Genomic DNA, 19,299 nt, shown 5'->3' with positions numbered 1-19,299 from the left:
TTGTTCCGGAGTCCAGAAACGGAAAAGCTTGCTACGCCAGCCATGAGGCGGTCCGTCGAAGCCAATCGCACGAATCACTTCAGCGATGTATATGGCCGAATGGCATGGGACAATCCGGCACCGGCGATTAAGCGAGAATGCAGCCATGTAGGCAATGGTAACTGGTGGAAGAATTCGCGACGCTGACCTCTGGGTTGGTCAGTAACGTCGCCGTTGCCTCGCTCGCTGCGATGAGAGCCGATGCTCACAGGCTGCTCACTCGCTTCAATGGCAATCTTGACAGGCCTTTCCTCTCTCATCGGTTCTACGAAGGCGGCCCCGAGAGCGAAGAGCTTGTCGTACGGCTTGTAGCTGACGAAATCAAGAGCCTTCTGGACAGCGCGGACGTTCGCAGGTGGCTGGAATCCAAAGCCATCATGCATTGGGCGGAACAGCACATCATTGACGATGTGGAAGTTAAGGTCAAAAAGAACGACGTCGTCATAGCTAAGGCTGAACTCATTCGTGCCGTCGCCGGCGACGACCATCGCGGATCTTTCGAGATCACGAATCAGGCCAAGGCGGGGCACAAGTTCAATCTGGGCAGGGAGTACAAGGAAACCATCACAGGAATACTCGCTGCCGGCGAGTCAGCTGAATCCTTGGACTACGACTTCGCACGCCTAACCTGTCTGGCTCGCAATGATCCCTCTCCCTTCCCCGGTGATAGGACACCGATCTTGACGGAAGGCACCATAGTTAGGGGTCGACGCGGCCAACAAAAGGTATATCTCCTCTGCTCGATGCCCCTGTGCGACACTGTCCGGGTCGGCACTGAGCGCCCCTTCCCCTTTATTCCGCTCAAATCAGTGAGCGCAATCGACCGCTACGATCTCGTCGCTTTGAGCCCGGAGGGAGATCGATTGTATCTTGCCTTCGGGGCGGGCAGGCACTACGACACCGTCAGGCACACGTTCGCTGGTGATGCAGGTGGCGTGGTCCGGTCTAAAAGGCGATCTGGAAAAGTCGAACAATTTGTCTTTTTTGACACGGACGGAAAGCCGTGGGTGTGGGTGGCGGAACTGCGTTTCCAGCACGCTCACCGTAAGCTGAACGATCTCGGTGCGGCAGCAAGTCGCGTCGGGCTAGATGAGGCTTACATACTGCGAGTGGCCAGCCAGCGTTGATAATCCGGGACAGAGCATCTCGCTGGCAGGCACCGTGAGCAGAGACCTCTATCATTCGTGGCTGGAGGCGCTACAGCTCCTGACCTCCGATGCCGCTCAGCTCGCGAGCTGGCAGGAGCGCCGGTACCGGTTTGCACACCGACTCGGCGCTCTCCTCACTAATCCCTGGATGGGATCCACTGCGGTGGCTGGGCCGGTGCTCTACGGCGTTTTTGCCAACGGAGTTGGCCTTTGCAACGTGGGTCAGACCCGAGAGGCAGAACGACGTCTTCGCGATCTACCCGTCGGCGAGAGCCATCATTTGGCCAACACTCTGCCTCCTGAGCTGTGGACAAAAGTAGTTGTTCTTCGCTGGCCTTCCCTGGTGAGCAAAGTTCCTGAAGCGGAACAAGTGATGGCTGCAGATCTCGGGCAGCACATTTGTGGCTTGGCCATGGAACACACGTTGCAAGTTGCTCTTGTACCCCCTCTGAACAGTCGGCGACGTCGGCCTGACGGTGATTGGCGTCCGCGAGATCTTCCGCGCAGCCGTTCTCAAGGGGCTACATTCTCCCGCTCGTTGCCGTATCTGTCAGCTCTCGTCGTGCGAACGTGGCAGTCTCTCTCTACCACCATCGTGCCGACCGGGCAGGCTGTCACTGACTTGGAAGCTGGCCGTGTCGTGATACCAACGTCCATTGCAGACTCGGCGGGGGACACCTTCGCAGGCAGGACCTAGACCGCCCTCCAGGCTCGTCGCCCACTCACGGACGGGGTGCTGCCAACAACGCCGGTCGAGCCCTAACCACTGGCCCCGTGCAGGCTCTTCGACGCCGTGGACCATCTGTGGACCAAGCCTCCAGTAATTGTCACTGACCAGCATGTCACTGACTGAGTGCAGCGGCCTCCGGAGCCGTCTCCGCAGGTTCATATCTTGGCGCGCTCGGAGCGGCGCACCTTCAGGTCGACGGCCTGGTGGCCGGTTTCCGTATGTGTTCTTGAAGGCTGCCTTGTCGCCCGCAGATGATGTACCGGGGTTCATCGCGCATCTCTGGGCCGTCGACTCGCGCGGTCCGGGCACAGGGTGACCAACGGGACGGGGGCTGGCAGGGGTGCACGGGTATCGAGGGGGCCGGCACGGGGGCGGTGCCGCATGAGGCACCGCGTGCAAGTGGTGCTCCAGATCATGCTGGCGCTGGTCGCCTGTCTTCTCGGTATCGCCACGAACTACGCCACCAACGCGGCCCACGTGCCCTGGGCACTGGAGGTCATCCGACGGGGGTCCGTACCGGCCATCGGGGTGCTCGTCATCGCCATGGTGGTCGGCCAGGTCGTCGTGTACCGGTTGGAGAACCCGGCGCCCGAGCAGACGGACTGGCCGCGTGACCGGATTCCGTACCCCGGGCTGGACGCCTACAGCGAGGACGAGGCCGCTGTCTACTTCGGCCGTGAGACACAGGCCGCCGAGCTGACGCGCAGGCTGCACAGCTCCGGGCCTCGTCCGGTCGACCGGTTCCTTCTCCTGACGGGGGCCTCGGGCAGCGGCAAGTCCTCGCTGGTACGGGCTGGGGTGATGCCTAGGCTCCGCCGCCGCCGATGGACCGTCGTGCCGACGTTCGCACCGGGATCGAACCCGCTGAACGCTCTGGCCGCCTCCCTGGTCGTGGCCGTCGGCGGCACCGAGCCGGTCGGTGCGATGGTTCGGCGGCTGCGACAGGGGCCGGACCGTCTGGCCGCCGAGGTGGCACGGCTGCGAGGTGGGCAGTTTCGTCGCATTCTGCTCGTGATCGACCAGTTCGAGGAGCTTGTCACCCTTGCGAGTGAGCGAGAACGGGACCAGTTCTTGGAGGCGCTGGAAGCATGCCTCCGGCAGGAGCCCACTGTCCGGGTTCTCGCCACTTGCCGGGTGGATCTGCTCGGGAGGCTCCTCGGCACCCGGCACGCCTACCTTCTGCAGCATCCGGTGATGATCGGCACGTTGAGCAGGGCTCAGCTGGCGCAGGTCGTCGAGCGGCCGGGTGCCTTGGTGGGGATCTCGTTCGCCCCCGGCCTCGTCGAAACCATCGTGGACGACACGGGGACGGACGACGCGCTTCCTCTCCTCGCCTATCTCCTCCAGGAGCTGTACTTCGTCAGTGGGCCGGGCGGCACGGTCACCGAGGAGATGTACCGGCGGCTCGGAGGCGTGGCCGGGGCGCTCGCGCGGCAGGCGGACAACACCGTGGCGGCCCTCGCGCCGCCCAACGGCATCGAGTTCGCGCTGCGGGTGCTGCTGAAGTTCGTCACGTTCGAAGAGCGCGACCTCGCCCGTCGGCCGGTACGTCTGTCCGAGCTGGCAGACCAGGAGCGGTACGTCGTCGAGGCGTTCATCGACGCGCGCCTCATCAGGTCGGACGCGGTGGATGGGGCGTCGGAGGACGGGAGCGGACACGCGTACGCCGAGGTGACACATGAGGCACTGTTCCGGCAATGGGCGCCTCTGCGTCAGGAGGCGGAGGCGCGCGCCGAGCGACTGCGGGAGAGGGCGGAGTTGGAACGGTGGGCCGCCGATTGGGAACGGTCCGGACGCAGCGTGGACTACCTCCTCACCGGTGAGAGGCTCGCCGTCGCCCAGAGATGGTTGGTCGCACTGGAGGAGGCAGGCCAGGTGTCGGCTACCGCACAGGCACTCGTGGACGCCTCGCAGCGCCGCGACCTGGCCTTCCTCAGCCGCGTCTCCGACAGCATCGGCCGTCAGGTGATCGCGAGTGCGGAGATCGAGCCGGAAAGGGCTCTGCTCCTGTCCCTGGCCGCCCTCGGCGAGTGCGCGCCGACTCCGGCCGCACGCCGCGGACTCATGACCGCCCTTGCCGTCGGACACCTTCACACGCAGTTGGACGGGCACTCGGACACTGTTCGGGACATCGCCTGGTCCGTCGACGGGAGACTGCTGGCCACCGCCTCCAGGGACGGGACGGCCCGCGTGTACGACGCGCGCTCGGGGCGTCAGTTGCGCGTCCTGCCGTGTGACGGAGTCATGGTGGAATCCGTGTGTTTCTCTCCCGACGCGACGCAGGTGGCCACCGCGGGCCGCGATCACGTCGTGCGCGTCTGGGACGTCGCCTCCGGTGAACCGGTCCGACGGCTCACCGGTGCTGGAGACATCGGACGGCGGGTGGCGTGGTCGCCGGACGGGCTGCGGATCGCCGCCACGTTCAGGGACGAGGTCGTGCGTGTATGGGAGGCCGATACCGGCCGCATCACGCACGAACTGCGCGGCCACACGGGTGATGTGTGGGGTGTCGTCTGGGCACCGGACAGCACGCGCCTCGCCACGGCATCGCACGACCGCACGGTGATCGTTTGGGATGCGGTGACGGGATCGGCCACAACGACGCTGACCGGCCATACGGAGTTCGTCGAGGGCGTCGCTTGGTCATCGGACGGTGAGTCGCTGGCAACCGGTTCCGGTGATCACACCGCCCGGGTCTGGGACGCCCGCACGGGCACGCTGCGGCTGCTGCTGCGCGGCCACTCCGATTACGTGTGGAACCCTGCCTTCTCGCCGGACGGCCGGATGCTCGCAACCCCCTCGTCCGACCGGACGGTGCGCGTCGTCAGCACCGAGGACGCGAAGGTGGTGGCGGTGTTGCGTGGGCACACCGACACGGTGTGGTCCGTTGTGTGGTCACCGTCGGGTACGCAGCTCGCCACCGCATCGACGGACGGCACCGGCCGGGTATGGGACCTGAAGCCCCAAGGTGCCGAGTGCGTCCTGGTCCATGGGCATGACGCCCCCGTCAACCAGGCTGTTTGGTCCAACGACGGCGCTCGCCTTGCCACCGCCTCGGACGATGGCACTGCGCGGGTCTGGAGCGTGGACTCGGGCGTGCCCGCCGGTCCGGTGACATCGGTCGGCGTGCGCGTGTGGAGCGTGGCATGGTCACCGCACGGCGGCCGTCTCGCCCTCAGCACCGCGGACGGCTTGTTCCGCGTCGTCGACGACGCGGGCGACACGGTGTTCGAACTGCGGGGCGAACCCGTCGAAGGATGCGCGTGGTCCCCGGACGCCCGACGGATCGCGACCGGTGGGCACGACGGCAGCGTACGCATCGTGTCGGCGGTCGACGGCACGGAACTCCGAAAACTGACGGGGCACCAGGACTGGGTCGGCCGTGTGGCATGGTCCCCGAGCGGTCGCATGCTGGCCAGTTGCTCCGACGACCGCACCTGCCGCCTTTGGGGCACCACCGACGGCACACAACTGACCGTGCTCCGCGGACACGGCAACTATGTCGAGGATGCAACCTGGTCGCCGGACGAAATGCGGGTGGCCACGGCGTCCGGTGACTGGACGGCGGCCGTGTGGGATGCGGCCACGGGGCGCCGTCTCGACGTGCTGAAAGGACACGAGGGGCGGGTCCGAGCCATCGCCTGGTCACCGGACGGCCGCCACATCGCGACCGGATCGGACGACCGGACGGTACGGCTCTGGTCCGCCCTCACGTTCGAGGAAGTGGGTGTCATCGGCGTACATCGCGACAAGGTGACCTCGGTGGCTTGGTCCGGGGACGGTACCCGGCTGCTCACCGCGTCCACCGACGGAACCGCGCGTGTGTGGCCGGCGGAACCCGACTACGACCGGCTCGAAGCGCGGGCGCGCGGGCGGGTATTCCGCACTCTCGACGCCGAAGAACGGCGGCAGCACCTGCTGCCGCCGGACCCCGCCTGAGTCAGTAACTCTGCTCGACCGTACGGTCGTCGGTGCGGACGAGATAGTCGTCCGGGTCGAGGTCCATCGCCTTGCGTTCCGGCGACGCCCAGTAGATCGCGTTTCGCTCGGCGAAGGTCTCGGGGCCGTCGTAGGAGATCAGCCAGATGAACTGGTTGCGCTCCCGGTCGACCCAGGCCCCACCGATCTCGAAGCCCAACTCCAACCGCAGCGGCACAATGTCGCTGCGCCACCGCTCCACCCATTCGTCGAGCAGTCCGTCACGGACGGTGTACGTACGCAACTGAGTGGTCCTGGGCATCGAAGGCGTCTCCTGTAACCGTCGAGGGGAACCGGTGAACCGTCTTATCGCTCCACCCGAGCGTGACGGACCACCGGCCAAAGTCGCCGACTCAACGGTACGCCTCGGGGCGCCAGTTGACTGCCTCGCCACTGAACGCCTCTGTCCGGTCACAGCCGCTGCCTCGGAGTGGACAGGCCCGGCGTGCCGGTTCCGCGGCAGGTTCGGGGCGCCGTATACGCTGCGAGGCGTCCAACCTGACGACGTTGACAGTGCGTACACGACTGAGCGCACACGGCTCACGTCGGCCCGGACGGCGCGGCCGTCGCATGCAGGAAAGGGTGTGGCCATGACCCCTCCGGGTGTGCACCTGCGGGAGATCACCGATGCCAATCGGGATGCCGTTCGTGCGCTCCGTGTTCGACGTGATCAGAGGCAGTTTGTCGCCTCCGTGGCCAAGTCGCTCAAGCAGGCGGCGCGGAGCCCGGAGGCCCATCCCTGGTATCGCGCGGTGTACCTCGGTGACGAGCCAGTCGGCTTCGTGATGTTGTCGTGGAAGCCGCCGGGCGGTCCGTACAAGGGGCGGCATTTCATCTGGCGGCTCCTCGTCGACAAGCACCACCAGAGGCGGGGTATCGGCCGGGAGACGCTCAGCCAGATCGCCGCCCTGGTCCGCGCGGACGGTGCCACGGAGCTGTTGACCAGCTACGATCCCGGCGACGGCGAGCCGTGGCCCTTCTATCAGAAGTTCGGGTTCGAGCCCACAGGGGAGATCGACGACGGCGAGATCGTTCTGCGGCTGGTCTTTCCCGACCGGTGAGCTCATCCGGGGAAAAGTGTGCGGACCAAGGGGTAAGTTTTCTATTTTCTTCGCGGTCTTGGGACGCCCTGGGCCGCGGAGAGGGGCACCGGACTGACCGGCTTTCCTCGAGACCGGGGCGTCCCTTTCCCGCGACGGTCAGCCGCGGTGGCCCTCGTAAGGCACGGACGCACGGGCGGAGGTTCCCCGGCGTCGGTCGGTCGGGCGGCCGATGGAGGCGGCCATCAGGGCCACCAGCAGGCCGATGGCGCCGATGACGACGTTGTTGATGATGGTCTTCGTCGTGGCGACGTTGCCGGCCACGACCCACGGCGCGATGATCGTCCACACGCTCAGCGCGCAGGCGGCCCACGCCATGCTGTGCACACGCTCGTAGGCCCGGCCGAAGCCACCGCTCATGAGCAGTGCGTAGGCGATACCGACGATCAGGTTGTTGACCGCCAGGGTGGACAGGCCGTTGAAGCCCGTGATCCACGGCGAGGCCGCGAGGTACAGCCCGGTGAGGAGGGCCATGGTCTCCATGCCCTGCGCCTTCGGGGTGCTCGCACTGCGCTCGGCCATCTCGTGCCGTTCGCGCATCTCGATGATGTCAGGATGGGTTGCCATGTCGGACCGAGGAGCGGTCGCCATGCCAATCACCTCCGGAATATCCGCTTTCTTAGGGTTCGTCCGTCGGGTACCCAAAAGGTCTGCGGTAACTGCGGCGGCATGAAGAATCCGGGCGGCCACCGGCAGCCGTCAGGACGTCCGGCGCTGGTCGAGCCGGGGTCGCGCCGGGGCGGGGGCGTTGGTCTCGGGGCAGGCGTGGGCCAAGGGTGCCCGGTGGGGGTGTGAATCCCGCCGCCCGCGGAGCCCCGGGCGGTTCGCCTGGCCTCGGCTGCCGTTCGGTCTCGGGCAGGCGGCTGCTCGGCCGGCCGGAGAGCCGTGTCAGGGCTGCGAAGGCGGCAGGAGATCCGTGTCAGGGCTGCGAAGGTGGCAGGAGGTCCGTCTCGATTCGCTCCCAGCTGGGTCGGTCTTCGTCGAGGCGGCGGACGACGGTCAGCAGCCTGCCGTCCAGGACGGCGTCGGTCCCGAGGGAACGCCGGCTGCGCTGTGCGCGGCCGCCGCGGGGTATGCCCGCTTCGAGAACGCCGATCAATACCTCATGGGTAGCCGGGCCGAGCGCGTTCGCCGTGATCCACTTGCCTCGGACCGGTACGCCGGCAACGCTTCCGACGGTCGTGGCGGAATGTCTGTACAGCTCGTCCATCATTATCTCGGCCCTCTTGTCGGCCTCGGCGGCGTATTCCTCCAAACTGACTCGGCGCGTCATGCCGGCCGGAACCTGGTTCGAACGCATGCGCTCGGAAGGAATTGGCCCGTTTTCTGGGGCCGCGTCGCCGAAAAAGTCGGCTATCGGGGTGGCGGGACGCCGGCGCCGAGGCCGTTCAGGCTCCATGACCCATCGCTCGCCGCCTTCGGCACTCACCGTCCAATCCTTTACGACGCTTTTCGTCACCTGCTCGTCGTCGGGGAGGAAAATGTCCACGACGACCCCGGAGGGGCCTATCCACACCCAGCTCATGAAGTACGGGTGGTCGGCGTTGTCGATGGACCAGTTCGCCAGCGTGAGCATGCGATCTTTCTGAGGCTTCGTCGCGGACCTGGGAAAGAGCGTCCGCTCCTTGCGGCTGCGTCCGCGGGCCTCCCCGGCGATGGCACCGGTTTCCAGGTGGAACAACAGGTCCGGTCTCGGCCCCTTCCTTCCGAAAACGGCGCCGAATCGCCGCGGAAGCACGTCGAAGCTGTTCAGCGACCGCTTGCCGGGCTTCCACGCGAACAGCTCCTCACTCACCGCCGACATGACGCCGAGGCCCGTGCACTCGCTGACGAAGCCGCGTATGTGCCGAGAGGCCGCCTGCAACCGGGAGTAGTGGGCAGTCAGCGGAGTCCCACTCGTCGCCTCCGCGACGTAGCTGGTCAGCAGGTTCACCTCGTGGTCGTGGACCCCTTGATCGATGACGCCGCGCAGGTCGCACGCCAGCGCGTTGATGCCGACCAGCTGCGAAAGGGAGACGGGCAGGGAGCGGCGGCCGACTTCGGTCGCGATCACCGCCTCCGCCAGACCGTCGGAGCCGATCACCGCTGTGGTCCGCCAGAGCCTGGCATGCACGATGTTCACGACCGAAGGATAGGCAACTGCCCGTTGTGCCGCGGGGGTTACCACACCTGGGGTGCTGGCCGCCGACGATCGGTTGGTGGGGCCCGTGACGTGTGTACCCCAACACTGCCCCGAGCCCGTGCGTTTCGGCCTCCCCCTTGGTCATCGCAGTGGGATCCGAGGGAGGTGTCCTGCTCACCGTGCGGCGCCCGGCGGGCGGACCGACGGGTGCCAGGCGCCGGCGAAGAGTGCCAGTTCCAGGATGTCCGGGGACGCCGGCCAGCCGTTCACCTCGGTGGTGAGTTGGCTGTTGATCGCGTGCATCCACCGCAGGTAGACGTCGTACCGGTGGGAGGTCCAGCCGCCGTCGCGCCAGATCCGTCCGGCGATCGGGGCGGCCCAGTCGTGGCCCGCGTCGTGGCCGACATTCGTGGCGTGCCGGCGGAGGACTCGGGCCAGCCGCATGTCGAGGATCAGCGGGGGCAGTCCCTTGGCCTCCGATAGGACCAGGCCCGCGAAGTAGAGGAACTTGGTGAGGAAGGCAGGGCCGAGGCGGTGCACCCCGTTCAGCTTCTCGTACGCCGCCTTCGCGCCGTTGTCCCGGAGGAGGGACACCGCGCACTCGAGGACTCTTCGGTCGGAAGAGTGGTCGAGCACCGTCCGTGTGCGGCCAGGGCCGTAGCCCCTGCGTCCGTAGCCCCACACCTGGCTCGCGACGAAGGCCTCGGCCCAGTTCTCCGACCGCGACGCGGCCACCGCCACGGCCGTCACGTCGCCCCGGGTCACCGTGCGCGGCCCGGGCACCGACCGGTCGGCGAGCGATGCCGGCCAGGGCTCGACGGCCGTCCAGCTCGACGGGAGGTAGTCGATGCCGTGGCTCGCGGTGCCCCGCGCATACCGCCCCCCCTCTGTCGGGGTCGGCCAGCCAGCGGGCCAGTGAGGCCACGGCGTCCTCGGGCAGCGGCTGCGCGAGGAACGCCTTGTCCAGTTTGTCTGCCAGTTCCTGGTCGAACTTCCTCAGGCGCTCCAGGAGGGTCGCCCGGTTCGGTGGTGTCTCCCCCGTCTCGACCACGAAGCCCAGGTCGCGCAGGCGTCGCGCCACCGTGGCCGCGCCGCCGCTGAAGTCCCCCGCGGTCAGGAAGTCGCCGGTGGCGTGTCCGTGGGCGACTCCGGCGATGGCCTTCGAGTCGTAGCGCATACCGTCCAGGACCAGTTCGTACGACCTGGCTCGTCCGAAGCCGTACGTCTGGAGGAAGTTGTCCCGGCCCAGACGGCGGAACTCCTCGGTCGCCGCGAGGATGTCGTCGTACTGGATGTCGCCAAGCCCCATGCGCGAAAGGCTAGTGTCCTGAGTCGGGAATTCGCTGCGTAAGTCATCGGCGGTTCGGCATGATGGCCGGGTGGCGAGGACGGGACGGCCGAAGGCCGAGCTGGTGTTGACCGATGACGAGCGTGAGACGTTGAACCGCTGGGCCAAGCGTCGGACTTCTTCGCAGGCCCTGGCCCTGCGGTGCCGGATCGTGCTGGAGTGCGCGACCGGCGCTTCGAACAGAGACGTCGCCGCCCTGCTCGGTGTCGAGGAGCACACGGTGAGCAGGTGGCGGGCCCGCTTTGTGCGGGACCGGCTTGAGGGCCTGACCGACGAGCCACGCCCGGGTGGTCCCCGGAAGATCACCGACGCTCAGGTGGAAGATGTGGTCGTCAAGACACTGGAGACCACGCCGAAGGACGCCACGCACTGGTCGACGCGGTCGATGGCCAAGGAAGTGGGCCTCTCCCAGTCGGCCATCACGCGTATCTGGCGGACCTTCGGCACCTGGTGGACACCTTCAAGCTCTCGAAGGATCCGCAGTTCATCGAGAAGGTCCGCGATGTGGTCGGCCTGTATCTCGCCCCGCCCGAGCATGCGCTGGTGCTGTGCGTGGACGAGAAGACGCAGATCCAGGCGCTGGACCGGTCGGCTCCGGTGTTGCCGATGATGCCGGGCATGCCCGAGCGCCGTACTCACGACTACGTGCGCGGCGGCGTCACCACGCTGTTCGCCGCGCTGAACACCGCTACCGGCGAGGTGATCGGCCAGATCCACCGCCGGCACCGTGCCGTGGAGTTCAAGAAGTTCCTCGTCCGCATCGACAAGGAGGTACCCGCCGGCCTGGACGTGCATCTGATCTGCGACAACGCCTCAACGCACAAGACCCCGACCATCCAGCGATGGCTGACCGCACACCCCCGCTTCCATGTGCACTTCACACCGACCAGTTCCTCCTGGCTGAACCAGGTCGAGCGGTGGTTCGCGCTGCTGACGACCAAGCAGATACGGCGAGGTGTCCACAGAAACGTCCAGTCCCTGGAGAAGGACATCCGCAACTGGATCAAGACCTGGAACGAAGACCCGAAGCCCTTCGTCTGGACGAAGACCGCGGACATACGACAATCCATACGGCAATCTGGGGTGCTGCTCACGCCCCCCGTCGCCGCAGCGACAGCCACGTAGGTCCCGGCCGCCGTCGGTCCGGCTGTCCCGTGGCGCGGAGTTCGAGGAGGGCGGGGAAGCGCTTGCGCAGTTCCGATTCCAGGCGGGAGTGCAGGGTGAAGTCCGCGGCCGGGCAGTGGGTGCAGGTGCCCGAGAGGCGTACCTCGGCCCTGCGGTCGTGGGCGGAGACGATCGTGGCCTCGCCGCCGTGGGAGCGGATGTAGTCGCCGGCCGGGCCGTTCAGGACGTCCTGGAGGGCGGCGTGGAGGAGGTCGTCCTCGGTCGGGGCGGTGGCCGGTCGCCACTGCTGGGGGTGGCCCAGTGCCGTGCCGAGCGCGTCGCGGACGCGGGGGCCGGTGGTGGCCCAGGTGTGGTCGGGGGCGAGGCGGATCAGGACGGCCCGGGACTCCACCTCGATGGCGGCGACGGTGCCGGAGCGCAGCATGGTGCCGAGGTCGGCCGGGGCGTCGGTGATCGGGCCGACGAGGGGGAGGGTGCCGGCGGGGATGACCCAGCGGACCGTCTGGGGGTCGGTCGTGGGCTCGGGGTGCATGGGGACGGTGGTCATGTCAGGGCGCTCACGACGGTGTGGGTCACGAAGGCCATCGTCCAGGCCAGGACGAACATGTAGCCGAAGGCGACCGCCGGCCATTTCCAGGAGCCGGTCTCCCGGCGCATGACGCCGATGGTCGACATGCACTGCAGCGCGTAGAGGAAGAAGACCAGCAGGGCGGCGGTCGTGGCCGGGGTGAACAGCTTCTGTCCCTGGTGGGGGCCGTCCGTGTAGGTCATGTGGGTCAGGGCCTCGGTCGGCTGGTCGGGGTTCTGGGCCGCGGCGACCTGGCCGAGGGTGGCGACGAAGACCTCCCGGGCGGACAGCGAGCCCAGCACGCCGACGTTGATGCGCCAGTCGAAGCCGAGGGGTTCGAAGACGGGTTCGATGGCGTGGCCGATGTCCGCGGCGTAGCTGTGGTCGACCTCGTAGGCCGAGACCGCGGTCCGGTCGGCCGGGTCGACGCCGGCCGAGCGCAGCTGGGCGTCGCTGTGCATGGGCAGGCTGAGGAGGAGCCACAGGCCGACGGTGACGACGAGGATGATCCGGCCGACCTTGGCGAGGAAGCCCTTGCACGCGCTCCAGATGGCGTCGGCCACCGCGCGCGGGCGCGGCAGGCGGTAGGACGGCATCTCCATGTAGAACGGCAGCACCGGGCCGCCCCGGCTGCTGAACCGTTTGAAGACCCAGGCGGTGGCCATGGCCGAGAGAGCGCCGACCAGGTAGAGGGCGAACATGACGACGCCCTGGGCACCGAACGGGCCGACCCTGCTGCCGGGGCTCACCAGCAGGCCGGTGAGCAGGACGTAGACCGTCAGCCGCGCCGAGCAGGTCATCAGCGGCGCGCCCATCATGGTCGCGAACCGGTCCTTGGCGGACGGCAGGGAGCGGGTGGCCATGATGCCGGGGATCGCGCAGGCGAGGGAGGACAGCAGGGCGACGAACGCGCGGCCCTCCAGGCCGGCCCTGGCCATGAGGCGGTCCATCAGGAAGGCCGCGCGGGAGAGGTAGCCGCTGCCTTCGAGCAGCGAGATCATCAGGAACAGCAGGGCGATCTGCGGCAGGAAGACCACGACGCTGCCCAGGCCGCCGATCAGGGCGTTGCCGAGGAAGCCGGACAGCAGGGGGTTCGAGACGTACTCGGTGACCAGGGTGCCGAGCCGGTCGAAGACGCTCTGCACGGCGTCCTGGAGCGGTGTCGCCACGGTGAAGATGATCTGGAAGAACGCGAACATGGTCGCGAAGAAGATCAGCGTGCCCCACAGCGGGTGCAGCAGTACGGCGTCGATGCGCCGGGTGCGCTGGTCGATCTCCGGCACCTCGTAGCCGGCACTGGCCAGCAGCGACTCCACCCAGGCCCGGCGCTGCGCCGGGTCGGTGGGCGGCGGCAGGACCGGTCGTTCCCAGGAGGCCGGGTCGGGCAGGGCGGCCTGGAGTTCGGCGAGGTCGTTGCGCGAACCGCCGGTCACCGCGACGACCGGCACGCCGAGGGCGCGGCGGAGGGCGGCGACGTCGAGGGTGCCGCCGCGGCGGGCCAGCTCGTCGCGGAAGGTGAGCACCACGCAGATCGGCAGGCCGGTCCGCATGACCTGGGCGAGCAGGCCGAGGGAGCGGCGCAGTGTGGTCGCGTCGAGGGTGACGAGGATGCCGTCGGGCGTGCCGAGGTCCGGGTTGTCCGGGTCGAGGACGTCGGCGACGACCTGCTCGTCCGGGCTGATCGGGTCGAGGCTGTAGGTGCCGGGCAGGTCCTCGATGACCACCTCGTGCTTGCCGGCGCGCGCGGTTCCCTCGTAGCGCGCGACGGTGACGCCGGGGTAGTTGCCGGTCTTGGTACGCAGGCCGGTCAGGGCGTTGAACAGGGTGCTCTTGCCCGAGTTCGGGCTGCCGACCAGGGCCAGCCGGGTGGCGCCGGCGAGCGTCCCGGTCGTCGCGCCCGTCGGGCCGCAGTGCGCGCTCATGCGGTGCGCCGTACCCGGATGCCCGCGGCCTGTTCCTTGCGCAGGGCGATCTCGTACTCCACGACCTGGAAGACGACGGGGTCGCCGAGCGGCGCCCGGCGCAGCACGGTGACCTCGGCGCCGGGGGCGAACCCCAGGTCGGACAGGCGTCGCGCGGTGCTCGGCTCGACGGACTCGTCGATGCCGGTGACCTCGCCGCTCATTCCGGGGCGCAGATCCGAAAGCCGTGCGTCCGGCCCGGAGTCCACCGGCACGGACGGACCGCTCTTGCGGCGCGCACCCAACTGCACTGAGACCATCGACACCCTCGCACCGGGATCATCCGAACAACTTAGGGAAGGCTAACCTTTTGCCCCGGTAACGACAATATCGGCTCCGCCACGGTAGGAGCCGCGGGGGGTCGCATGGGGGCGCGGGCGTGTCGTACGACGCCCGCGGGCGCCTGGTCGTTCGGGTCCCTCGGTCGTCGAGTCCCCCGGCTCCCCACGGTCATCTCCCCCGTCTCCCCCTCCCCATCCCACCCCGTCCGCACGAGGCGCGGACCGCGAGGGACGGTTGCAGGGTCAGGTGGTGGACCGGCAGGGGGTGGGTCGAGCGGAGGCGGGAGGTCAGGAGTTCGATGCCCTTGCGGCCCAGGGCGCGTTTCGGTGGGGCGACGGCGGTCAGGGGGACGCCGGCCAGGGCGGCGACATCGTCGTCGTAGGAGACGATCGCGAGGTCCTGGGGGACGCGGATGCCGCGTTGGGCGGCGAGCTGGAGGAGGAGGATGGCCTCGGCGTCGCCGTGGACGAGGACGGCGGTGGCGCCGTGGGCGCGGAGGTCGTCGAGGACCTCGTCGATGCGCTGTTCGGTGTGGGGGGACGTCTCGCGCTGCGGGACCAGATGGACCGGGGTGTCCTGGTCAAGGCCCAGGGCGCGCAGGGCGTGGGTGTAGCCGAGGCGGACGGCGGGGGCCGTGGGGCCGACGTCCTTGACCATGAGGGCGATGCGGCGGTGGCCGAGGCGGGCCAGGTGTTCCACCGCGAGCCGGGCGCCCGCCTGGTGGTCCGTGACCACGTGGTCGAGGCGGTCGACCAGGGTCGTGGAGCGCAGTTCGCGTTCGACCAGGACCACCGGTATCCGCAGTTCGCGCAGCCGTTCCTCGAAGCGGGTGTGGCGGGAGTTCTCCAGGGGCGGAGGGGCCAGGAGGAGACCGTCGACGCCGTCGTCCAGGTGCCGGCGGATGGCCACCAGGTCCTGTTCCGGCTGGTAGTCGGAGAAGGCCAGGGTCAGTTCGACGCCGAGTTCCGCGGCCGCCTCCCTGGCGCCTTCCAACACCTCGCGGAAGTAGGGGCCGTTGGGCAGCAGCAGGCCCAGGCGCAGGCCGTCGCGGGGGCGGTCGGGCTCCCGGTCGGCGGTGGCGGTCCTGCGGTCCAGGGTGACTCCGCCGTGGAACCGCCGTACCAGGCCCTCGCGTTCGAGGGCCTCGACGTCGCGGCGCACCGTGACGTCGGAGACCCCCAGCAGTCCCACGAGGTCGCTGATCCTCGCCGAGCCGTGTTCCCGCAGATGGGCGAGGAGCAGGTCGTGCCGGTCCGGAGAGAGCATCACGCGTCACATTCCCCTGGGCGATGACATGGAAGGGTTCCGAACTCTTGGGAAGAGAAGGAAAAAACCTAGCGTCCGGCAGGAGAGTTCGGCATCCCCTCGGAGAGAAGACGGCGAGCAGGTGGGATCCGCGGAAAACCCGAAGGGGGTGAAGGGGGAGGAAAGGGCGATCGGAGGAGCGGGAATGGTTCCGGGTGCTTTCCATCGCGCACATCCTCATTGACGGGTTCCGGACCTGATCGGATGCTGAACGCGCATCGGGCGGCGGTGGTCCGTGAGGCGACCCGTCGTGTCTGCCGGTGCCCCTCTCTCCCCTTGGAAGGAGGCCCCTGTGCCCCTGGTCGGCCAGCGGCCCGGCGGTGCACCGGCCGAGTCGTCAACGGCGCTCCGCAGCCGGGGCTCGCCGGCCTCACCCGGCGGCTGGACGACTCACCGAAGACGCTGTCGCCGATCTGCCGGCCGGACGCCTCGGCCGCCTACCGGTTCTCCTCGCCCACCTTCAGCGCCAAGTGGGCCGGGGTCTCCCCCGCGCTCGACTCCGCGGTGATGGATGCCGTCTCCGGCAGGACGAACGTGTTCGCCAAGGCCGAGGCGGCCACCGGACGAGCCCCGCCGCCGTCCGCTGACGTACCGCATTCCCGCGCGGCGGCGCCCGCTTCCCGCCGGGCGCCCCCACGCCCACGACCCGAGGAGTCCCGTGTCCGACCTGCCCCCCGCGGCCCGCCGCCCCCGGGTCCTGCTCGCCATGCAGCGCGACCTGCTGCCGCTGCTGCTCGACCCGGCGCGCACGGCCCGGCTCACCGGCCTCGCCGACGTCGACCCCGCGCTGGTCGCCGACGACTTCACCGGTCCCGGCATCGCCGCCGAACTCGCCCGCGCGGACGTGCTGTTCACCTGCTGGGGCTGCCCGCCGCTGCGCCCCGAGGTGCTCGCCGGGGCGCCCCGGCTGCGCGCGGTGGTGCACGCCGCGGGCTCGGTGAAGAACTTCGTCACCGACGCCTGCTGGGAGCGGGGCATCACGGTCTCCTCCGCCGCCGACGCCAACGCCCTGCCGGTCGCCGAGTACGCGCTGGCGATGATCCTGCTCGCCAACAAACGGGCCCTGCGCACCCGCGACCGCTACCGGGCCGTACGCGGCCCGCTGTCCTGGCAGCACGAGTACCGCGACGCCGGGAACTACCGCCGTACCGTCGGGATCGTCGGCGCCTCGCGCACCGGGCGCCGCCTCATCTCCCTGCTCGCCCCCTACGACATGGAGATCCTGGTGCACGACCCCTACCTGGAGCCCGGGGAGGCGCGGGCGCTCGGCGTGCGCCGGGTGGAGCTGGACGAGCTGTGCGCGGCCTGCGACGTGGTGTCGCTGCACGCGCCCGCGCTGCCCGGGACCCGGCACATGATCGACGAGCGGCGGCTGAAGCTGATGGCGGACGGCGTCACGCTGGTCAACACCGCGCGCGGCGCGCTGGTCGACACCGACGACCTGACCCGGGAGCTGACCAGCGGCCGGCTGAACGCCGTACTGGACGTGACCGAGCCGGAGGTCCTGCCGCCGGACTCCCCGCTGTACGACCTGGACAACGTCGTGCTGACCCCGCACATCGCCGGCTCCCTCGGCGGTGAGCTGCACCGGATGGCGGACTCGGCGCTGGACGAACTGGAACGCCTGGCCGCCGGGCGGCCGTTCGCCCACCCCGTGGTGCGCGAGGAGGTCGAGCGTTCCGCCTGAGCCGGACCGGCGGAGACCGGCACAGTGGAATCCGCGCCCGCCCGCCCACCGGCCCGCACCCCGAACGAGGAGCCATGACCCGTCACCGACCGCGCCCGTCCTTCGGCAACCCGCCGCACAGCCGCGCCGACTGGCAGCGCGTGCTGCTCGACCTGTGCGCCCCGCTCGCCGACGGCTTCGCCGACGACACGGCGCTGTACGCGCCCGGCACCGCCTACCCGCCCCGGGTGGCCCGTCTGGAGGCGACCGTACGGCCGCTGTGGGGGCTCGCGCCGCTCGCGGCCGGGGGCGGGCGGTACGACGGCTGGGACCGGATCCGCCGGGCCGTCGCCGCCGGCACCGACCCGGAGCACCCGGACTACTGGGGCGAGCCCGGCGCCATGGACCAGCGGCTGGTCGAGGCGTCGGTCCTCGGGTTCACCCTCGCCCTGGCGCCCGGGGAACTGTGGGAGCCGCTCGCCCCGGCGGAGCGGACCCGGTTGGCCGGCTGGCTGCGCCGGGCGGCGCGGGCCGAACGCGTCCCGGACAACAACTGGCATCTGTTCCCGGTGATGGCCCAGCTGGGCCTGACCTCGGTCGGCGAGCCGCCCGAACCGGGCGTCGTGGAGCGGGCGTTGGCCCGCGTCGAGGACTACCACCGGGGCGGCGGCTGGTACTCGGACGGCCCGGACGACAAGCCCCGCGACTACTACGGCCCCTGGGCGCTGCACCTGTACACGCTGCTGTACACGACCCTCGCGCCGGACGCCGACGCGGAGGTGGTGGCGCGGGTCCGGGAGCGGGCCGCGCTGTTCGCCGGGGAGTTCCGGCACTGGTTCGGGGCCGACGGTGCCGCGCTGCCCTTCGGCCGCAGCCTGACGTACCGGTTCGCGCAGGCCGCGTTCTGGGGCGCGCTCGCGCACGCGGGGGTCGAGGCGCTGCCCTGGGGGGTGCTGCGCGGACTGTGGGCGCGGAACCTGCGCTGGTGGCTGCGGCAGCCGGTGTTCGCGCCCGACGGCACCCTGTCGGTCGGCTACGCCTACCCGAACCAGTTCATGAGCGAGCAGTACAACGCGGCGGGCTCCCCCTACTGGGCGTTCAAGGCGTTCCTGCCGCTCGCGCTGCCCGCCGGGCACCCGTTCTGGGCCTGCGCGGAGGAGCCCCTGCCCGTCCCGGACGCCGTGCACCCGCAGCCGCAGGCGGGCCTGCTGGTCCAGCACGGCGGCGGGCACACCACCGCGCTGGCCGCCTGCACCGCCGACACTTGGGTGCGCAACGCCCCGGCGAAGTACGGCAAGTTCACGTATTCGACGGCTTTCGGGTGCTCCGTCGCCACCGGTCCGCTCGGTGCCGAGGCGGCGGGCCCGGACGGCACGCTGCTGCTCAGCGACGACGGTCTGCACTGGCGGTCCCGGGTCGCCTGCGCGTCCCGCTCGGTGACCGCGGAGCGGGTGCACGCCCGCTGGCTGCCCTGGCCCGACGTCCGCGTCGACACCTGGCTGCTGCCCGCGGGGCCCGGCCGGCACGTCCGCGTCCACCGCCTGGTCACCCCCCGCCCGCTGCACAGCGTCGAGGGCGGCTTCGCGGTCCCGCTGGACGGCGCCGGCACGGCCGCCGAGGGCCCCGGCGCGTGGGCGGCGTGCGGCGAACTCGACAGCTCGGTGCGGGATGTGCTGGACGTGCGGGTGGCCGAGGTGATGCTGCCCGACCCCAACGGCCATCTGCTGTGGCCCCGTACGGCGCTGCCCGTACTGCGCGGCGAGCTGGCGCCGGGCGCCCACTGGCTGGTGGCCGACGTGTGCGCCACGGTCGGGGGCGACGGCGGCCGTCCGGCGCCGCTCGACTGGCGTGCGCTGCCCGGCCTGCCCCGCGCGCTGCGCGCCGGTCCGGCGCCGGACCGGCCCGGCCCGTCCGTGTGACGGCCGGC

Annotated in this window: 13 protein-coding genes and 1 pseudogene; 6 read left to right on the top strand and 8 right to left on the bottom strand. The window is 69.6% G+C overall.

The window, feature by feature from the left end:
• Positions 1–164 precede the first annotated feature (164 nt).
• Positions 165–1,166 (top strand): hypothetical protein, encoded by a 1,002-nt coding sequence (locus ACSP97_RS24095; protein WP_440554209.1) that lies wholly within the window; start codon positions 165–167, stop codon positions 1,164–1,166.
• A 1,150-nt stretch (positions 1,167–2,316) separates the two neighbouring features.
• A complete protein-coding gene (locus ACSP97_RS24090) occupies positions 2,317–5,856 on the top strand; it encodes an nSTAND1 domain-containing NTPase (protein WP_440554207.1) in 3,540 nt (1,179 codons plus the stop codon).
• A gap of 1 nt (position 5,857) precedes the next feature.
• On the opposite strand, the gene ACSP97_RS24085 is transcribed toward ACSP97_RS24090, so the two are convergent.
• Positions 5,858–6,157, bottom strand: coding sequence for an NIPSNAP family protein (locus tag ACSP97_RS24085; protein WP_355525990.1), 300 nt, complete (start codon positions 6,155–6,157; stop codon positions 5,858–5,860).
• Between the two features lie 328 nt (positions 6,158–6,485).
• Here ACSP97_RS24085 and ACSP97_RS24080 point away from each other — a divergent pair, with 328 nt between their 5' ends.
• Positions 6,486–6,956: a GNAT family N-acetyltransferase gene (locus ACSP97_RS24080; protein WP_355150543.1), complete on the top strand. Its 471-nt coding sequence runs from the start codon at positions 6,486–6,488 to the stop codon at positions 6,954–6,956.
• Between the two features lie 138 nt (positions 6,957–7,094).
• On the opposite strand, the gene ACSP97_RS24075 is transcribed toward ACSP97_RS24080, so the two are convergent.
• The 3 genes from ACSP97_RS24075 to ACSP97_RS24065 all read right to left on the bottom strand — a co-directional run bounded on the left by ACSP97_RS24075 (position 7,095) and on the right by ACSP97_RS24065 (position 9,966).
• Positions 7,095–7,562 (bottom strand): SPW repeat protein, encoded by a 468-nt coding sequence (locus tag ACSP97_RS24075; protein WP_355525992.1) that lies wholly within the window; start codon positions 7,560–7,562, stop codon positions 7,095–7,097.
• A 352-nt stretch (positions 7,563–7,914) separates the two neighbouring features.
• On the bottom strand, positions 7,915–9,117 hold the full coding sequence (locus tag ACSP97_RS24070) for a hypothetical protein (RefSeq protein ID WP_440554204.1): 1,203 nt from the start codon (positions 9,115–9,117) through the stop codon (positions 7,915–7,917).
• Positions 9,118–9,291: 174 nt separating this feature from the next.
• Positions 9,292–9,966 (bottom strand): 8-oxoguanine DNA glycosylase OGG fold protein, encoded by a 675-nt coding sequence (locus ACSP97_RS24065; protein WP_440558475.1) that lies wholly within the window; start codon positions 9,964–9,966, stop codon positions 9,292–9,294.
• 530 nt (positions 9,967–10,496) lie between these two features.
• Between ACSP97_RS24065 and ACSP97_RS24060 the strand changes: the two are divergent.
• Positions 10,497–11,590: pseudogene (locus ACSP97_RS24060) on the top strand (IS630 family transposase).
• On the opposite strand, the gene ACSP97_RS24055 reads toward ACSP97_RS24060, so the two are convergent.
• The 4 genes from ACSP97_RS24055 to ACSP97_RS24040 form a co-directional block, all read right to left on the bottom strand.
• The gene (locus ACSP97_RS24055; RefSeq protein WP_355326087.1) at positions 11,556–12,137 is read right to left on the bottom strand and encodes a NifU family protein; all 582 of its coding nucleotides are present in this window, start codon (positions 12,135–12,137) and stop codon (positions 11,556–11,558) included. The pseudogene ACSP97_RS24060 and the gene ACSP97_RS24055 sit on opposite strands and share 35 nt — an antisense overlap.
• Complete coding sequence (gene feoB, locus ACSP97_RS24050) at positions 12,134–14,080, bottom strand: ferrous iron transporter B (RefSeq protein ID WP_440554202.1); 1,947 nt, start codon at positions 14,078–14,080, stop codon at positions 12,134–12,136. Before feoB ends, ACSP97_RS24055 begins: the two co-directional genes overlap by 4 nt.
• On the bottom strand, positions 14,077–14,379 hold the full coding sequence (locus ACSP97_RS24045; protein ID WP_355526166.1) for a FeoA family protein: 303 nt from the start codon (positions 14,377–14,379) through the stop codon (positions 14,077–14,079). The genes feoB and ACSP97_RS24045 overlap by 4 nt, the downstream gene beginning before the upstream one ends.
• A gap of 190 nt (positions 14,380–14,569) precedes the next feature.
• Positions 14,570–15,667 (bottom strand): substrate-binding domain-containing protein, encoded by a 1,098-nt coding sequence (locus ACSP97_RS24040; RefSeq protein WP_440554200.1) that lies wholly within the window; start codon positions 15,665–15,667, stop codon positions 14,570–14,572.
• 745 nt (positions 15,668–16,412) lie between these two features.
• Between ACSP97_RS24040 and ACSP97_RS24035 the strand changes: the two genes are divergently transcribed.
• Together ACSP97_RS24035 and ACSP97_RS24030 are read left to right on the top strand one after the other, a co-directional pair.
• Positions 16,413–17,393, top strand: coding sequence for a hydroxyacid dehydrogenase (locus ACSP97_RS24035; protein ID WP_440558474.1), 981 nt, complete (start codon positions 16,413–16,415; stop codon positions 17,391–17,393).
• Between the two features lie 74 nt (positions 17,394–17,467).
• Positions 17,468–19,291 carry a DUF2264 domain-containing protein gene (locus ACSP97_RS24030; RefSeq protein ID WP_440554199.1) on the top strand — a complete coding sequence of 608 codons (1,824 nt, stop codon included), beginning with the start codon at positions 17,468–17,470 and terminating at the stop codon, positions 19,289–19,291.
• The last annotated feature ends 8 nt before the right edge of the window (positions 19,292–19,299 follow it).

The sequence above is a fragment of the Streptomyces sp. SCPE 10 genome (assembly GCF_051980735.1).
Classification (GTDB): Bacteria; Actinomycetota; Actinomycetes; order Streptomycetales; family Streptomycetaceae; genus Streptomyces; species Streptomyces misionensis.
The sequence above is the reverse complement of the archived record's forward strand: the minus strand, read 5'-3'. Positions and strand labels throughout refer to the sequence as shown.